Origin of the sequence: Nocardioides sp. T5 (assembly GCF_048161455.1) — a bacterium.
Lineage (GTDB): Bacteria > Actinomycetota > Actinomycetes > Propionibacteriales > Nocardioidaceae > Nocardioides.
The window spans coordinates 507,046-521,657 of sequence record NZ_CP182415.1; the positions used below are offsets into that span (position 1 = coordinate 507,046).

15 protein-coding genes are annotated in these 14,612 nt (G+C 72.6%); 13 read left to right on the top strand and 2 right to left on the bottom strand.

The genetic code is table 11. The features are described from left to right. Positions 1 to 74 precede the first annotated feature (74 nt). Complete coding sequence (locus ACNKF0_RS02420; RefSeq protein WP_299929356.1) at positions 75 to 1,058, bottom strand: ABC transporter ATP-binding protein; 984 nt, start codon at positions 1,056 to 1,058, stop codon at positions 75 to 77. Between the two features lie 3 nt (positions 1,059 to 1,061). Between ACNKF0_RS02420 and ACNKF0_RS02425 the strand changes: the two genes are divergently transcribed. From ACNKF0_RS02425 to ACNKF0_RS02435, 3 genes are all read left to right on the top strand, one after another. Then, positions 1,062 to 1,760, top strand: coding sequence for an ABC transporter permease (locus ACNKF0_RS02425; protein WP_416955459.1), 699 nt, complete (start codon positions 1,062 to 1,064; stop codon positions 1,758 to 1,760). Further along, positions 1,760 to 2,518, top strand: coding sequence for an ABC transporter permease (locus ACNKF0_RS02430; RefSeq protein ID WP_299929362.1), 759 nt, complete (start codon positions 1,760 to 1,762; stop codon positions 2,516 to 2,518). The genes ACNKF0_RS02425 and ACNKF0_RS02430 overlap by 1 nt, the downstream gene beginning before the upstream one ends. Before the next feature lie 63 nt (positions 2,519 to 2,581). Beyond that, a complete protein-coding gene (locus ACNKF0_RS02435; RefSeq protein ID WP_299929365.1) occupies positions 2,582 to 3,535 on the top strand; it encodes a glycine betaine ABC transporter substrate-binding protein in 954 nt (317 codons plus the stop codon). Here the strand turns inward: ACNKF0_RS02435 and ACNKF0_RS02440 are convergent, their stop codons facing one another. After that, positions 3,536 to 4,654, bottom strand: a complete 1,119-nt coding sequence (locus ACNKF0_RS02440; RefSeq protein ID WP_416955462.1) for a glycosyltransferase family 2 protein — start codon at positions 4,652 to 4,654, stop codon at positions 3,536 to 3,538. It abuts the gene before it with no gap. 58 nt (positions 4,655 to 4,712) lie between these two features. Between ACNKF0_RS02440 and ACNKF0_RS02445 the strand changes: the two genes are divergently transcribed. The 10 genes from ACNKF0_RS02445 to nadC all read left to right on the top strand — a co-directional run bounded on the left by ACNKF0_RS02445 (position 4,713) and on the right by nadC (position 14,612). Beyond that, positions 4,713 to 5,828 carry a sulfotransferase family protein gene (locus ACNKF0_RS02445; RefSeq protein ID WP_416955464.1) on the top strand — a complete coding sequence of 372 codons (1,116 nt, stop codon included), beginning with the start codon at positions 4,713 to 4,715 and terminating at the stop codon, positions 5,826 to 5,828. After that, positions 5,825 to 6,787 carry a hypothetical protein gene (locus ACNKF0_RS02450; RefSeq protein ID WP_416955466.1) on the top strand — a complete coding sequence of 321 codons (963 nt, stop codon included), beginning with the start codon at positions 5,825 to 5,827 and terminating at the stop codon, positions 6,785 to 6,787. Before ACNKF0_RS02445 ends, ACNKF0_RS02450 begins: the two co-directional genes overlap by 4 nt. A gap of 139 nt (positions 6,788 to 6,926) precedes the next feature. After that, complete coding sequence (locus ACNKF0_RS02455; protein ID WP_416955468.1) at positions 6,927 to 7,868, top strand: MetQ/NlpA family ABC transporter substrate-binding protein; 942 nt, start codon at positions 6,927 to 6,929, stop codon at positions 7,866 to 7,868. A 48-nt stretch (positions 7,869 to 7,916) separates the two neighbouring features. Then, a complete protein-coding gene (locus tag ACNKF0_RS02460) occupies positions 7,917 to 8,945 on the top strand; it encodes a methionine ABC transporter ATP-binding protein (RefSeq protein WP_416955470.1) in 1,029 nt (342 codons plus the stop codon). Between the two features lie 11 nt (positions 8,946 to 8,956). Next, positions 8,957 to 9,607: a methionine ABC transporter permease gene (locus ACNKF0_RS02465; protein WP_416958401.1), complete on the top strand. Its 651-nt coding sequence runs from the start codon at positions 8,957 to 8,959 to the stop codon at positions 9,605 to 9,607. Between the two features lie 133 nt (positions 9,608 to 9,740). Beyond that, positions 9,741 to 10,673, top strand: a complete 933-nt coding sequence (locus tag ACNKF0_RS02470; protein ID WP_416955472.1) for a Rossmann-like and DUF2520 domain-containing protein — start codon at positions 9,741 to 9,743, stop codon at positions 10,671 to 10,673. Next, on the top strand, positions 10,670 to 11,596 hold the full coding sequence (gene panC, locus ACNKF0_RS02475; RefSeq protein WP_416955474.1) for a pantoate--beta-alanine ligase: 927 nt from the start codon (positions 10,670 to 10,672) through the stop codon (positions 11,594 to 11,596). Before ACNKF0_RS02470 ends, panC begins: the two co-directional genes overlap by 4 nt. Then, on the top strand, positions 11,596 to 12,012 hold the full coding sequence (gene panD, locus ACNKF0_RS02480; RefSeq protein WP_416955476.1) for an aspartate 1-decarboxylase: 417 nt from the start codon (positions 11,596 to 11,598) through the stop codon (positions 12,010 to 12,012). The genes panC and panD overlap by 1 nt, the downstream gene beginning before the upstream one ends. Before the next feature lie 9 nt (positions 12,013 to 12,021). Then, positions 12,022 to 13,695 (top strand): L-aspartate oxidase, encoded by a 1,674-nt coding sequence (locus tag ACNKF0_RS02485; protein ID WP_416955478.1) that lies wholly within the window; start codon positions 12,022 to 12,024, stop codon positions 13,693 to 13,695. After that, the gene (gene nadC, locus ACNKF0_RS02490; RefSeq protein ID WP_416955480.1) at positions 13,692 to 14,612 is read left to right on the top strand and encodes a carboxylating nicotinate-nucleotide diphosphorylase; all 921 of its coding nucleotides are present in this window, start codon (positions 13,692 to 13,694) and stop codon (positions 14,610 to 14,612) included. Before ACNKF0_RS02485 ends, nadC begins: the two co-directional genes overlap by 4 nt.

Here is a 14,612-nt window from a genome sequence, read left to right on the forward strand (position 1 = left end):
TTGCGGCACCGTGTGCGTCGGGACAGTCGGCGCGTTGCCGTGGGTCGTGGTGCCCCCCGTGACGGAACGGGGGGCTAGCGCAGCGACTCGCGCAGCGCGCGGTGCACCCCGGCGGGGGTGAGCACCCCGAGGAACGTCGGTCCGCGGCGCACCCCGACCATCGGCTTGTCGTCGCGGAGCATCGCGGCGAGCGCGTCCTCGAGGGAGGAGTCGATGTCGATGGCCGAGCCAAGGTCGCCGGTGGAGACGCCGTCGAGCGGCTCCAGGTGGTCCTCGCGGAGCCGGGTCACGGTCAGCGTGCGGAGCCCGCCCGAACCCACGAAGTCGGCCACCTGCTCGTCCGCGGGGTGGGCGAGCAGCTCGCCGGGGGTGGCGTACTGGGCCAACCGGCCGCCCGCCGCGAAGACGGCCACGCGGTCGCCCATCCGGATGGCCTCGTCGATGTCGTGGGTCACCAGCACCACGGTCTTGCCGAGCTCGTCCTGCAGGCGGCGGAACTCGTCCTGGAGGCGGCCTCGCACGACGGGGTCGACCGCGCCGAAGGGCTCGTCCATCAGCAGCACGGGCGGGTTGGCTGCCAGCGCGCGGGCGACGCCGACGCGCTGGCGCTGGCCGCCGGACAGCTCGTGGGGGTACTTCCGGGCGTACTGCTCCGGCTCGAGGCCCACGGTCTCGAGGAGCTCGTGGGCGCGCTCGCGCGCGGTGGCCTTCGACTCGCCGTAGAGCAGCGGCACCGTCATGACGTTCTGCTCGATGCGCTGGTGGGGGAACAGGCCGATCTGCTGGATGACGTAGCCGATGCCGCGCCGCAGCTCGACCGGGTCGGCGTCGGTGACGTCCTGGCCGTCGAGCCAGATCCGGCCGGTGGTGGGCTCGATGAGCCGGTTGATCATCTTGAGGGTCGTCGACTTGCCGCAGCCCGACGGACCGACGAGGCAGACCATCTCGCCGCGCGCGACGTCGAGGTCGAGCTCGTGGACGGCCACGGTCCCGTCCGGATAGGTCTTGCCCACGCCCTCGAGCCGGATCATCGGCTCGCCGCCCCGTGTAGCGTCCATGCGGTGACCATACTGGGGGCCGCCGACTCCGGGCCGAGCTGCTACAGCCGGTTCGTCAACGAATGGTTCTGCTGGCAGTACGTCGAGGACCGCCATGAGCAGATCACCGACGCGCTCGTCGAGCACGTGCTCATCACCTTGGCGGCCCTCGTCCTCGGCATCGTCATCGCCTTACCGCTCGCGCTGCTCGCCCGGCGGTTGCCGCGGCTGGAGTCCGCGGTCCTGGGCTTCAGCACCGGGGTCTACACCGTGCCGTCGCTGGCGCTGCTGCCCCTGCTGGTGCCGTTCACCGGCCTGTCCGCCGCCACGGTCGTGATCGGGCTCGGTCTCTACGCGCTGACCATCCTGGTGCGGGCACTGCTCGACGGGCTGCGGTCCGTGCCCGACGACGTACGCGAGGCGGCCCGCGGCCTGGGCTACGGGAGCGCACGCATGCTCACCCGCATCGAGATGCCGCTGGCGCTGCCGGTCGTGATGGCCGGCCTGCGCGTCGCGGCCGTGTCGACCATCGCGCTGACCACGGTCGGCACCCTGGTGGCGTACGGCGGTCTGGGCGACCTCATCGCCCACGGTGTCGCGCGGGACTTCCGCGCCGAGTTGATGACCGCCGCGGTGCTGTGCGTCGTCCTGGCCGTCGTCCTCGACGTGGTGCTGGTGCTGCTGCAGCGGGTGCTGACGCCCTGGACGGCGGGGGCGCGCTGATGGAGCTCTTCGCCGACACCTGGCAGTACCTCATCGACCCCGACAGCTGGACCGGTGCGGGCGGCCTCGTCGCGCGGCTGCTGGAGCAGCTGCTGCTCACCGCCACCGCGCTCGTGGCGGCCATGCTGCTCGGCCTGCCCCTCGCCCTCTGGCTGGGCCACCTCGGCAAGGGCGGCTTCCTCGCCGTCAACATCTCCAACGTCGGCCGCGCCGTGCCCACCTTCGCGCTGCTGGCCCTCCTGGTCGCCGCGGACTGGCCCGGCTCCGAGGACTTCGGCCCCTACGGCCGCGCCGGTCTCGCGACCCTCATCGCGCTCGTGCTCTTCGCCCTCCCGCCGCTGATCACCAACGGCTACGTCGCGATGCGCGAGGTGCCCTCCGACGTGCAGGAGGCCGCCGACGGGATGGGCATGTCACCGATGCAACGCTTCCGGCGCGTCGAGCTGCCGCTGGCACTGCCGGTGATCGCCTCCGGCGTGCGCCTCGCCCTGGTGCAGGTGTGGGCCACGGCCACCATCGCCGCGCTGGTCGCGGGGCCGGGCCTCGGCCGGATCATCACCGAGGGCTTCGCCCGCAACGACTACGCGCAGGGCATGGCGGGGGCCGTGGTCGTCGCCTCCGTGGCCCTCGTCCTCGAGCTCGCCGCGGCCGCGGTGCAGCGCGCCGTCGACCCGATGCCGCGCGCTCCGTCACCGGATCGTGATGAGGACTTGTCGGTGCCCTCGACTACGGTGGCAGAGGCTCCCACCGGGAGCTGAGCGGACCCGCTCGCATCACCGGACACGCGTGGCTCGGCCACGGGACACAGAAGGTTTGACGACATGCACGTACGACGTCCGCTGATGGCGGTCACCGGTCTGGCCCTGACCGCCCTGCTCGCCGGATGCGCCGGCGACGACCTCGCCGAGGAGAACGACGAGCCCACCTCCGGCTCGGGTGGGGGAGGTGGCGAGGGCACGTCCGTCGTCATCGGCAGCCAGAGCTTCGACGAGGCCGCGCTCGTCACCGCGATGTACCAGCAGGTCCTCGAGGCCGAGGGCTACGAGGTCGAGACCCGGCTGGTCGACACCCGCCCGATCTACCTCAACGAGATGCCCGACTCCGTCCAGATCGCCCCGGAGTACGTCGCCGGCATCGTCGACCAGCTCAACACCGACGCCAACGGCCCCGACGCCGAGCCGCTGTCGACCAGCGACGCCCAAGAGACGATCGACGCCGGTGCGTCGCTGCTCGAGGAGAAGGGCATCACCCTGCTCGAGCCGTCCGAGGCGTTCTCCGCCAACGGCTACTTCACCAGCCAGGAGTTCTCCGACGCCGAGGGCGTCACCAAGCTCTCCGACCTCGAGGGCCAGCAGGTCACGCTGGCCGCCGCGCCCGACTGCAAGGGTCGCACCGACTGCGAGAAGGGGCTCGTCGACACCTACGGCATCGACATCACCCTCGAGCCGCTGGGCTACGCCTCGACCGAGACGTTCCAGGCGGTGCTCGACGGGGAGGCCCAGCTCGGCCAGACCAGCACGCTCGACGGCACGCTCGAGGACCAGGGCCTGCTCCTGCTCGAGGACGACAAGGGCATCCAGCCCGCGCAGAACCTCGTCCCCGCGGTGTCGAGCGACTTCCTCGCCGACAACCCCGACGTCGAGGGTCCGCTCAACGACCTGATGGCGGCGCTCGACAACGAGACCCTCGGTGAGCTGCTCGTCAGCGTGCAGATCGACCGCGAGCAGCCGGCCGACGTGGCCCAGGAGTTCCTGGAGTCCGAAGGGCTCCTCTGATCAGTCGATGACCTCGTGGTCCCGGAGCGACAGCGCCTCCGGGGCCACGGTGGTCTCGTCGAGCACCGAGGGCGGCACCGACAGCCGCCAGGCGCCGGTGGCGACGTCCTGCACCCGCGGGGCGGGGCCGTCGAGGGTCGCCACCCACTCCATGAGCGAGGTGACGTCGGCGCGGCGGTCCTGCTCGACCAGCCAGCCGGCCAGCCGGTGGACCGGCGGCAGGCCGCTGTGCACCAGCGAGCGCCGGCCCCAGATCTCGAGCACACCCGAGCGCAGCAGCCGCCACCCCTCCGGCGTGCACCCCGGCACCAGCAGGAAGTAGCGCCACAGGTCACCGGCCAGCACCCGGTCGACGAAGACCGCCTCGACGTCGGCGGAGCCGTGCTCGCGCACCGAGGCAAGCGACATCCGCTTCGTCTCCCAGCGGTCGGCGAGGTCCTGCAGCGACGAGGCGCGGGTCTGCGTGATCGAGCCCTCCCGGATCCGCCAGCGGTAGACCACCTCGTCGAGCACGTCGAAGCGGCCCTCGAGGAAGGCTCGCGTCGTCGTGGGCTGGTCCTCGTAGCGCACGCCCTCGGGCCACGACAGGTCCCGGGCGTCCCACCACGACCTGCGGAAGACCTTGTTCCACGCGAAGACGTCGCCCAGGATCTCGGGCCGGTCCTCGACGCGGGCCCCCCGCAGCGGCCGGTGAAGACGTCGCATCCACGGCGGCTCGACGAGCCGGTCACCCTCCCAGCGCACGATCGACCCGGTCGCGAAGTCGGAGCCCGACGCGGTGAGCGCGCCCACCAGGTCGGCGTACGCCGTCGGCGGCAGCACGTCGTCGGAGTCGAGGAAGGCGAGGTGGTCGCCCCGCACGTGCTGGACCCCGAGGTTGCGGGCGGCGCCCAGGCCTCCGTTGACGGAGTGGACGACGCGGATGCGCGCGTCCCGGCGGGCCCAGTCGTCGGCGATCTCGCCCGAGCGGTCGGTCGCCCCGTCGTCGACGATCACCGCCTCCCACCGCGTGTGCGTCTGCGCGAGCAGGGAGCGGACGCAGTCGTCGAGGTAGTCCTCCACGCCCCACGCCGGGATCACCACGCCGAGGAGGGGTGCCCGGGAGAAGAGCCGCTTCATGGGCCGCGAGCCTAGTGGGGACCGAGCCGCGCGCCCGCCCGCCGGTAGGCTGCCCGCCGTGACCGAGCAGCCCAGAGCGATCGACGAGATGAACCCCGACGGAGTGCCGCGCAAGGTCCTCTTCGTCGCCGGCGCCGGCCGCAGCGGCACCAGCACCCTGGCCGGCATCGTGTCGCGGCTCGGCATGCACGTGCCGCTGCCCGAGGTGCCGCCCGACGACTCCAACCCGCGTGGCTTCAGCGAGCCGCAGTGGGTCGTCGACATCCACGACGAGTGGCTCCGCGAGGCACTGGTCCAGGTCAGTGACAGCCGTCCCGAGGCGTGGTTCGACACCGGCCGCATCTGCAGCCGCGAGCCCGCCAGGATCCGGGTCAGCGAGTGGCTCGAGCCGCACTTCGCCGAGCACCCCGAGCTCGTCGTCAAGGACCCGCGGCTGAGCTGGTTCCTCGGCCTGTGGCGGGTCGCCGCGATCCGCACGGGCGCGACGCCGGTCTTCGCCACCATGCTGCGCCCGCCCGCCGAGGTGGTCGGTTCCAAGCAGAAGTACTACGCCAACAAGCTCGGCTCGGCCCACCTCGCGGCGAGCTGGGTCAACATGCTGCTCCACACCGAGCGGGCCACCCGCAGCGTCGACGCGGTGGAGGGTGACGCGGCACAGGGCCGTGTCTTCGTCCGCTACGAGGACCTGCTGACCGACTGGGTCAGGACGACCACGGCCATGGGGCACGCCCTCGACCTGCAGACGATCATCCACACCCGCAGCGACCAGATCCGCGAGGTGCACCGCTTCATCGACCCCAACCTCCGCCGCGTGAGCGCCACGCTCGACGACCTCGCGCTGCCCAGGCGGCTGCACGACCTCACCGGCCAGACGTGGGAGGAGCTCAACAAGCTCGCCGACGAGGGCGGCGACACGACTGCCGCGCACGAGACCTTTGACCAGCTGCGCGCGGAGTACGTCGACCTCTACGAGGAGGCAGCCGCCATCAGCCGCTCGACCGCCGAGCACGCGCGCCACCAGGCCCGTCGGCGGGCGCTCCACGAGGCCGCGGGCGAGGAAGGCCACCGGTCGCTCGCCGACCGCGTGCCCCACGACGTACGCGCCGCGATCCCGCCGTCGGTGCGCCGCGGGGTCCGCAAGGCCCTCGGGCGGGAGCGGGACGCGCAGCCGTGAGCATCCCGATCGGCTCCGGCCACGGCCTCACCAACATCGAGGGCCACACGGACTTCGACATCGTCTGGCCGTGGGCTGATTCGCGTGGGGGGCCCGGTGGGCTGCGGCGCGGTGCCACGGCGGTGCTGCGGGTCAAGAACGAGGCCCCGGGCCTGCGTTTCGTGCTCCCGCCGCTGCTGCGGGCGTGCGACCACGTGCTTCTCGTCGACAACGGGTCCGACGACGGCACCGGTGAGGAGGCCCTGCGGGTCGCGGCCGAGCACGGCCTGTCCGACCGGTTCACCCTGAAGGAATACCCCTTCCAGGTGGCCCGCGCCGGTGCCGAGCACCTCGCCGTCAACGAGCGCTCGGTGCACTCGCTCGCCTACTTCTACAACTGGTGCTTCTCCCACGTCCGCACCCGCTACTCGTGGAAGTGGGACGGCGACATGGTCCTCACCACCGAGGGCGAGGTGTCGATGGCCGACCTGTCGTGGCAGGTCGGGATGGCCGAGGCCGTCATCCGGTTCCCGCGCCACGGGCTGTACATCGAGTCGGACCGCAAGGCCTACCTCGACCTGGGCCTGCGCAACATCGAGGAGTGGGGCTTCCCGATGAGCCCCGACTACGTCTACACCAAGGCGCCGGAGTGGGAGATCCGCACGACGCCCGAGCACATCGAGATGTTCGCGCTGCCGCAGGGCCTCTGCGTCGAGCTCAAGTGGCTCGACGGCGACGAGTTCGCCCACTGGACCAACCCCGAGTCGTTCGCCACCTCCATCCGCAACCGGCGCAAGCGTCGCGAGTGGCTGGTCTGGAACGCGCTGCACGACGGACAGGTCCCGGAGGGCGTCGTGGAGATCGAGTCCCCCGAGGGCATCCACGTGGTCGACCACGTCACGCACACCTGGCTGCCCCGCGCACCGCGCCCCTTCGTCGTCGACGACCCCGACCACGCCAAGCTCCACCTGCGCGCCTGAGCAGCACGACGACCGCCCACGGCGGCGGGTGAGGCGGCGGCTGAGGTGCTGGTGAGGCGGTTCACACCGCCTCCGGGGCATACCCGTGCGGGGTCCGGAGGTTCTCCCGGCTCAGGACCGTACGTCGAGAGGCTCCGCCATGCCCGAGAACCACCCGCAGATCGCACCCCCCGCCAAGCGACGTACGCCGCTCCTGGCCGGCATCGCCGTCCTGGCGGTGATCGCCGTGGTGGTCGGACTCCTCTGGTCACGGGGCAGCGACGACGCCGGCGCAGCCAGCGGTGAGGAGCGCGAGAAGGTCGTCCTCGGCACGGTCGGCGCCAGCGACCCCTACTGGCAGGTGCTGGTCGACGCCGCGGCCGACGAGGGCATCGACCTCGAGATCGAGGACTTCGCCGACTACACCCAGCCCAACCCCGCGCTGAGCGAGGGCGAGCTCGACATCAACCAGTTCCAGCACATCGTCTACCTCGCGGAGTACAACGTCGCGAACGACGACGACATCGTGCCGCTGGGCTCCACCGCGATCTACCCGCTGGGCCTCTACTCGTCCCAGGTCGACTCCGTCGAGGACATCCAGGACGGCGAGACCGTGGTCGTCCCCGACGACGACAGCAACCAGGCCCGCGCCCTGCTCATCCTCCAGTCGGCCGGCCTCATCACCCTCGCCGACGGCGGCTCGATCTACTCCACGCTCGCCGACGTCGACGAGTCGGCGTCCCGGGTGCAGGTCAAGGCGATCAAGGCCGACCTCACGCCCACCTCGCTGCCCGACGTGGCGGCCGCGGTCATCAACAACGACTTCGTCGAGAAGGCCGGTCTCTCCTTCGAGGACGCGCTGGCCACCGACGACGTCGACGACCCCAACGCGCTCCCCTACGTCAACGTCTTCGCCGTCCGCGCCGAGGACCGCGACGACCCGACGCTGCGCAAGCTCGTCGAGGTCTACCAGGAGACGCAGGCCGTCCTCGACGGCGTGCAGGACGTCTCCGGCGGCACCGCCGAGCTGGTGAAGGTCCCGCAGGAGGAGCTGCAGGCGTCGCTCGACGACGTCGAGGCCGACACCGCCGCGCAGCGATAGTCCGCGGCGCAGCAGTGACCCGACGCTGACCAGGGGAGGAGCCCCACGATGCCGCTCGTCGAGCTGACCGACGTGCACAAGACGTTCCCGGCCGCCCGCGGAGGGACGCCCGTCGAGGCGATCCGCGGTGTCGACCTGACGGTCGAGGCCGGTGAGATCGTCGGCATCGTGGGCTACTCCGGGGCCGGGAAGTCGACCCTCGTACGACTGATCAACGCGCTCGAGACCACCACCTCGGGCAGCGTGCGGGTCGGCGGCCGGGAGATCACCGGCCTCAAGGAGCGCGAGCTGCGCGAGGTGCGGCTGGGGATCGGGATGATCTTCCAGCAGTTCAACCTGTTCCGCTCGCGCACCGTGTGGGGCAACATCGCCTACCCGCTGGAGGTGGCCGGCGTCCCCACGCAGGAGCAGAACGCCCGCATCTCCGACCTGCTCCACTTCGTCGGCCTCGCCGACAAGGCGCACAGCCACGTCGACGAGCTCTCCGGTGGCCAGAAGCAGCGCGTCGGCATCGCCCGCGCGCTCGCGACGAGCCCCCAGCTGCTCCTCGCCGACGAGTCGACGAGCGCCCTCGACCCGGAGACGACGCAGGAGGTGCTCGCCCTGCTGCGCCGGGTCAACCGCGAGCTCGGCATCACCATCGTGGTGATCACCCACGAGATGGACGTCGTGCGCAGCCTCGCGCACCGCGTCGTCGTCATGGAGGCCGGTCGCATCGTCGAGGAGGGGCCGGTCGTGCAGGTGCTCTCCGACCCCCAGCAGCCGGTCACCCGCCGGTTCGTCTCGACGATCGTGGACGACGAGCCCGGCGCCGAGGCGCTGGCGGCCCTGCACGCCCGGCACGACGGACGGTTCGTCAAGCTCGCCTTCCGCGGCGACGACGTACGCCAGAGCGACGTGTTCGCGGCCCTCCTCGAGCACGGCGTGCGCTTCGAGCTCGTCTTCGGCGGCATCGAGGAGGTCCAGGGCGAGACCTTCGGCAACCTGACCCTCGCCCTCGACGGCGACCCCGCGGCCGTCGACGCGGCCGTCGACGCCGTACGAGCACTCGTCCTCACCAAGGAGCTGGCCCGGTGACCGACACCAACATGAGCCAGCTCTGGCCGCTCTTCTGGGAGGCGGCGTGGGAGACCCTCTACATCGTCGCGATCACGCTCACCCTCGGTGGCCTGCTCGGCCTGCTGCTGGGTCTCGGGCTGTACGTCACCCGCGGCGGCGGCCTCTACGCCAGCCGCCCGGTCAACCTCGTGCTCAACCTGCTGGTGAACTTCTTCCGGCCGATCCCCTTCGTCATCTTCATCGCCGCCGTGCAGCCGTTCGCCCGGGTGGTCGTGGGCACCGGCATCGGCAACCCGGCGATCATCTTCGCCCTCACGCTCGCCGCCGCCTTCGGGATCAGCCGCATCGTCGAGCAGAACCTCGTCACGGTGGATCCCGGCGTGATCGAGGCCGCACGGTCCGTCGGGGCCAGCCGCGCGCGCATCGTGCGGACCGTCGTGCTGCCCGAGGCGCTCGGGCCGCTGGTGCTGGGCTACACCTTCGCCTTCGTCGCGCTGGTCGACATGACCGCGGTGGCCGGCGTCGTCGGCGGCGGCGGGCTGGGCAACTTCGCCCTGCAGTACGGCTTCCGGCAGTTCGACACCGTCGTCACCTGGACCGCGGTGATCGCGATCGTGGCGCTGGTGCAGGTCGTCCAGCTGGCCGGCAACACGACCGCCCGGCGCATCCTGCGCCGCTGACGCTCCGCGAGGACGGGGGAGTGGCCTTCGTCACGCCGCCCGGGCGTTCCCGCCGTGGAATCCGCAGGCGTAGGCTCGATGTTGATCGCAGTAGATCGGTACCCGAGAGGGACTGAAACGAAGAGGTCACCACATGACGCACGACCCTGTCCTCACCCCGACGTCGCACCCGACGTTCGGCGTCGGTGCCATCGGCGCCGGTCGCGTCGGTGCCGTCCTGGCCGCCGCCCTCCGCGCTGCGGGCCACGACGTCGTCGCCGCAGCGGGCGAGTCCGACGCCTCGCGGGGTCGCATCGACCACCTGCTGCCCGGGGTCGCCGTGGCCAAGCCGACCGACGTCGCGCGCGCCAGCGACCTGCTGCTGCTCACCGTGCCCGACGACATGCTGTCCAACGTCGTCACCATGCTCACCGCGAGCGGTGCGATCCACGCCGGCCAGGTCGTGGTCCACACGAGCGGGCGCCACGGTCTCGCCGTGCTCGAGCCGGCCCGGCAGGTCGGCGCCCGGACGATCGCCCTGCACCCGGCGATGACCTTCACCGGCACCGAGGTCGACCTGCCGCGGCTCTCCGGCTGCGTGTTCGGCGTGACCGCCGACGAGGACGACCGGGCGCTCGCGGAGTCCCTCGTGGCCGACCTCGGCGGCACCCCGATGTGGGTGCGTGAGGAGCACCGCACGCTCTACCACGCCGGTCTCGCCCACGGCGCCAACCACCTCGTCACCCTGGTCGCCGAGGCGATGGAGATCCTGTCCGCCGCCGGAGCGGCCGACCCCGCCGCCACCCTGCGCCCGCTGCTGACCGCCGCGCTCGACAACGCGCTCGAGGACGGTGACGCCGCCCTGACCGGGCCGATCGTGCGCGGTGACGTGGAGACGGTCCGCGCGCACGTCACCGACCTGCGGACGACCGCCCCGCAGACGCTGCCGTCGTACGTCGCCATGGCGCGCGCCACCCTCGACCGGGCCGTCACCGACGGACGCCTGCTGCCGATCCGCGCCGCCGCGATCCTGCGCGTCCTCGACGCCGTCGAGGCCCCGACCCCCCGCGCCCGGCAGCCTCGATGACCGCTACCCCCACCCTCGCGTCGACGCGCGAGGAGCTGGCCGGCCTGCTCGCCGACGCCCGCCGTGCCGGCGACCGGATCGCCTTCGTGCCCACCATGGGCGCCCTGCACGACGGCCACGCCAGCCTCATCCGCACCGCCCGCGGGGCGACCGACGGCCCCGTCGTGGTCAGCATCTTCGTCAACCCGATGCAGTTCGCCCCGACCGAGGACCTCGACCGCTACCCCCGCACCCTCGACGCCGACCTGGCGGTCTGCGCGGCCGAGGGGGTGGACGTCGTCTTCGCGCCGAGCGTCGAGGAGATGTATCCCGGCGGCTTCAGCCACGAGTCCGTCCACGACGGGGTCACGGTCTCGCCCGGCACCCTCGCCACGATCCTCGACGGCGCCTCCCGCCCGGGCCACTTCGACGGCGTGCTGACCGTCGTCGCCAAGCTCTTCGGCCTGGTCCGCCCCGACGTGGCGGTCTTCGGGCAGAAGGACTACCAGCAGCTCACCCTCATCCGTCGCATGGTCAGCGACCTCTGCATGGGCATCGAGGTCGTCGGCGCCGAGACGGTCCGCGAGCCCGACGGCCTCGCGCTCTCCAGCCGCAACCGCTACCTCGACGCGGACGGGCGCCGGGCCGCGGTGGCCCTCAGCCGGGCGCTGCGTGCCGCGCAGGAGCGGGCGGCGTACGGCGTGCCTGCCGCGCGCTGGGCCGCGATGTCGGTCCTCAAGGCCGAGGCGGGCCTCGAGCTCGACTACCTCGCGCTCACGTCGGTCGACCTCGACGAGCCGCCCGAGGTCGGCGAGGGCCGGATCCTCGTGGCGGCGCGGGTGGGGGCCACGCGGTTGATCGACAACGCACCGATCGTCTTCGAGCGATCGGACCAGGCGGGGACCGCGTCCGCGGCCTCGACCACTTCTGGAAGGAGCAGCTGATGCTGCGCACGATGATGAAGTCCAAGATCCACCGGGCCACGGTGACCCAGGCCGACCTGCACTACGTCGGGTCGGTCACCGTCGACGAGGACCTGCTCGACGCCGCCGACCTGCTGGCCGGCGAGCTCGTCCACATCGTCGACGTCACCAACGGCGCGCGCCTGGAGACCTACACGATCGCCGGCGAGCGTGGGTCGGGCGTCATCGGCATCAACGGGGCCGCGGCCCGGCTGGTGCACCCCGGCGACACGGTCATCCTCATCGGCTACGGCCAGATGGACACCGCCGAGGCCAGGGAGCTGAAGCCGCACGTGGTCTTCGTCGATGCCGACAACAAGGTCATGGGCACCGGCAGCGACCCGGCCGAGACCTTCGGGGACGAGACGTTGTCCCGCGGTGACGTCCTCGCTCGATAGCCTGCCCGGATGAGCCTCCACCGGCCGGTCCCGGGCCGCCTCCGAGCCCCGGCCCCCGGGTGGACCACGCGCGCCGACGTCGTCGTGGTCGGATCCGGCATCGCCGGACTCACCGCCGCGCTCCGCATCCACGCCGCGGACCCCGCGCTGCGCCTGCTGGTGGTCACCAAGGACGTCCTCGCGGCCGGGTCGACCCAGTGGGCCCAGGGCGGGATCGCAGCGGCCCTCGGGCCCGGTGACACCCCCGAGCAGCACGAGCGCGACACCCTCGTCGCCGGGGCGGGCGCCTGCGACGTCGAGGCCGTCCGGGTCCTGGTGACCGAGGGCCCCGAGGCGGTCCACGAGCTGATCGCCCTCGGCACCCAGTTCGACCACCACCCCGACGGCGAGCTGTCGCTCACCCGCGAGGGCGGCCACCACCGCGACCGGATCGCCCACGCCGGCGGCGACGCCACGGGCGCGGAGATCCAGCGCGCGCTGACCGCCGCCGTCGAGCGGGCCCCGGAGATCGAGGTCATCCAGCACGCGCTTGCCGTGGACCTGCTCCGCGCGGCCGACGGGGGCGTCGCCGGCCTCACGCTGCACGTGCTCGGCGAGGGCCAGCACGACGGCGTCGGAGCCGTGCACTGCCGGGCGGTCGTCCTCGCCTCGGGCGGCCTCGGCCAGGTCTTCAGCCAGTCCACCAACCCCAGCGTCTCCACCGGTGACGGGATGGCCGTCGCGATGCGCGCCGGCGCCCGGCTCCGCGACCTCGAGTTCGTCCAGTTCCACCCGACCGTCATGTGGCTCGGCCCCGACTCCCAGGGCCAGCAGCCGCTGATCTCCGAGGCGGTGCGCGGCGAGGGCGCCTTCCTCGTCGACTTCGAGGGCAACCGCTTCATGCAGGGCGAGCACCCGCTGGGCGACCTCGCGCCGCGCGACGTGGTCGCCAAGGCCATCACCCGACGGATGATGGAGTCCGGCAAGCCCCACATGTGGCTCGACGCGCGCCACCTCGGGGGCACGTTCTGGGAGCGCCGGTTCCCGACCATCCTGCGCGTGTGCCGCGAGCACGGCGTCGACCCGGTGACCGAGCTCGTCCCGGTCGCGCCCGCCCAGCACTACGCGTCCGGCGGCGTGGCCACCGACCTGTGGGGGCGTACGACGGTCCCGGGGCTCTACGCCACCGGAGAGGTCGCCTGCTCCGGTGTCCACGGCGCCAACCGGCTGGCGTCCAACTCGCTGCTCGAGGGGCTGGTGTTCTCCCGGCGCATCGCCGACGTGCTGCCCGGCGAGCTGCGCCCCTGGGCCGACCCGGTCCCCGACCGGCGCCCGGAGGGTCTCGTCTCCGGTGACCGCCGTCGGTCGATGCAGGAGACGATGACGACCCGGGTCGGGGTGCTGCGCCACGCGGCGGGCCTCACCGACGCGCTGGCGCTCCTCGGCTCGCTCGACCACGGCGAGGCCGAGGCCGGGACGGCCGCGTGGGAGACCACCAACCTGCTCACCGTCAGCACCGCGCTCGCCGAGGCCGCGGCCCTGCGCACCGAGACCCGCGGCTCCCACTGGCGCGAGGACCACCCCGACCGCGACGAGGCCCGGGCGGGCCACGTCGACTCCTGGCTCGACGCCGACGGACGTGTCGCGGTCGAGTGGGTGCACAGCCCGTCCACCGATCCGACGACCAGTGAGGTCTCCGCATGACGAGCCTGCGTGACGTGCCCGCCGAGGTCCTCGCCGACCTCACCGCCGCGGGCCTCGACCCCGATCACGTGTGGGACGTGGTGGGCCGGGCGCTGTCCGAGGACCTCCCCACGGAGCCGCGCGTGGACCCGACGAGCGAGTCCACGATCCCAGCGGGCGCCCGGGCCGAGGCCGTGTTCGGTGCCCGGGAGGACGGGGTGGTCGCGGGGCTCGCGGTCGCGGCCGTCGTCTTCCACGCCGTCGGCGCCGACGCCACCATCACCGACCGCGTCGCGGACGGCACCCGGGTCGCGAGGGGCGACGTCGTGATGCGCGTCGAGGGCCTGGCGCAGCGGATGCTCGTCGCCGAGCGCACCGCCCTCAACCTCGCCTGCCACCTCTCGGGCGTCGCGACGGCCACGTCCCGCTGGGTCGAGGCGCTGGAGGGCTCCCCGACGCGGGTGCTCGACACCCGCAAGACGCTTCCCGGGCTGCGGGCGCTGCAGAAGTACGCCGTCCGCTGCGGCGGCGGGGTCAACCACCGCACGAGCCTGCAGGACATGGCGATGGTCAAGGACAACCACGTCATCGCCGCCGGGGGCGTGCTTCCCGCCCTCGACGCCATCCGAGGCCGTCACCCCGGGCTGCCCGTCGAGGTCGAGGTGACGACCCTCGACCAGCTCGACGAGCTGCTCGCCCTGCCCCAGCCGCCGGAGCGGGTCCTGCTCGACAACATGACCGACGAGCTGATGACCGAGGCCGTACGGCGTACGGCCGGCCGCGTGCCGCTCGAGGCGAGCGGCGGCATCACCCTCGAGCGTGCGGCGCGGATCGGGGCGACCGGTGTCGACTTCGTCTCGGTCGGGGCGCTCACGCACTCGGTGACGGTCTTCGACATCGGCATGGACCTGACCACCCCGGCACCGACGGCGGACTGA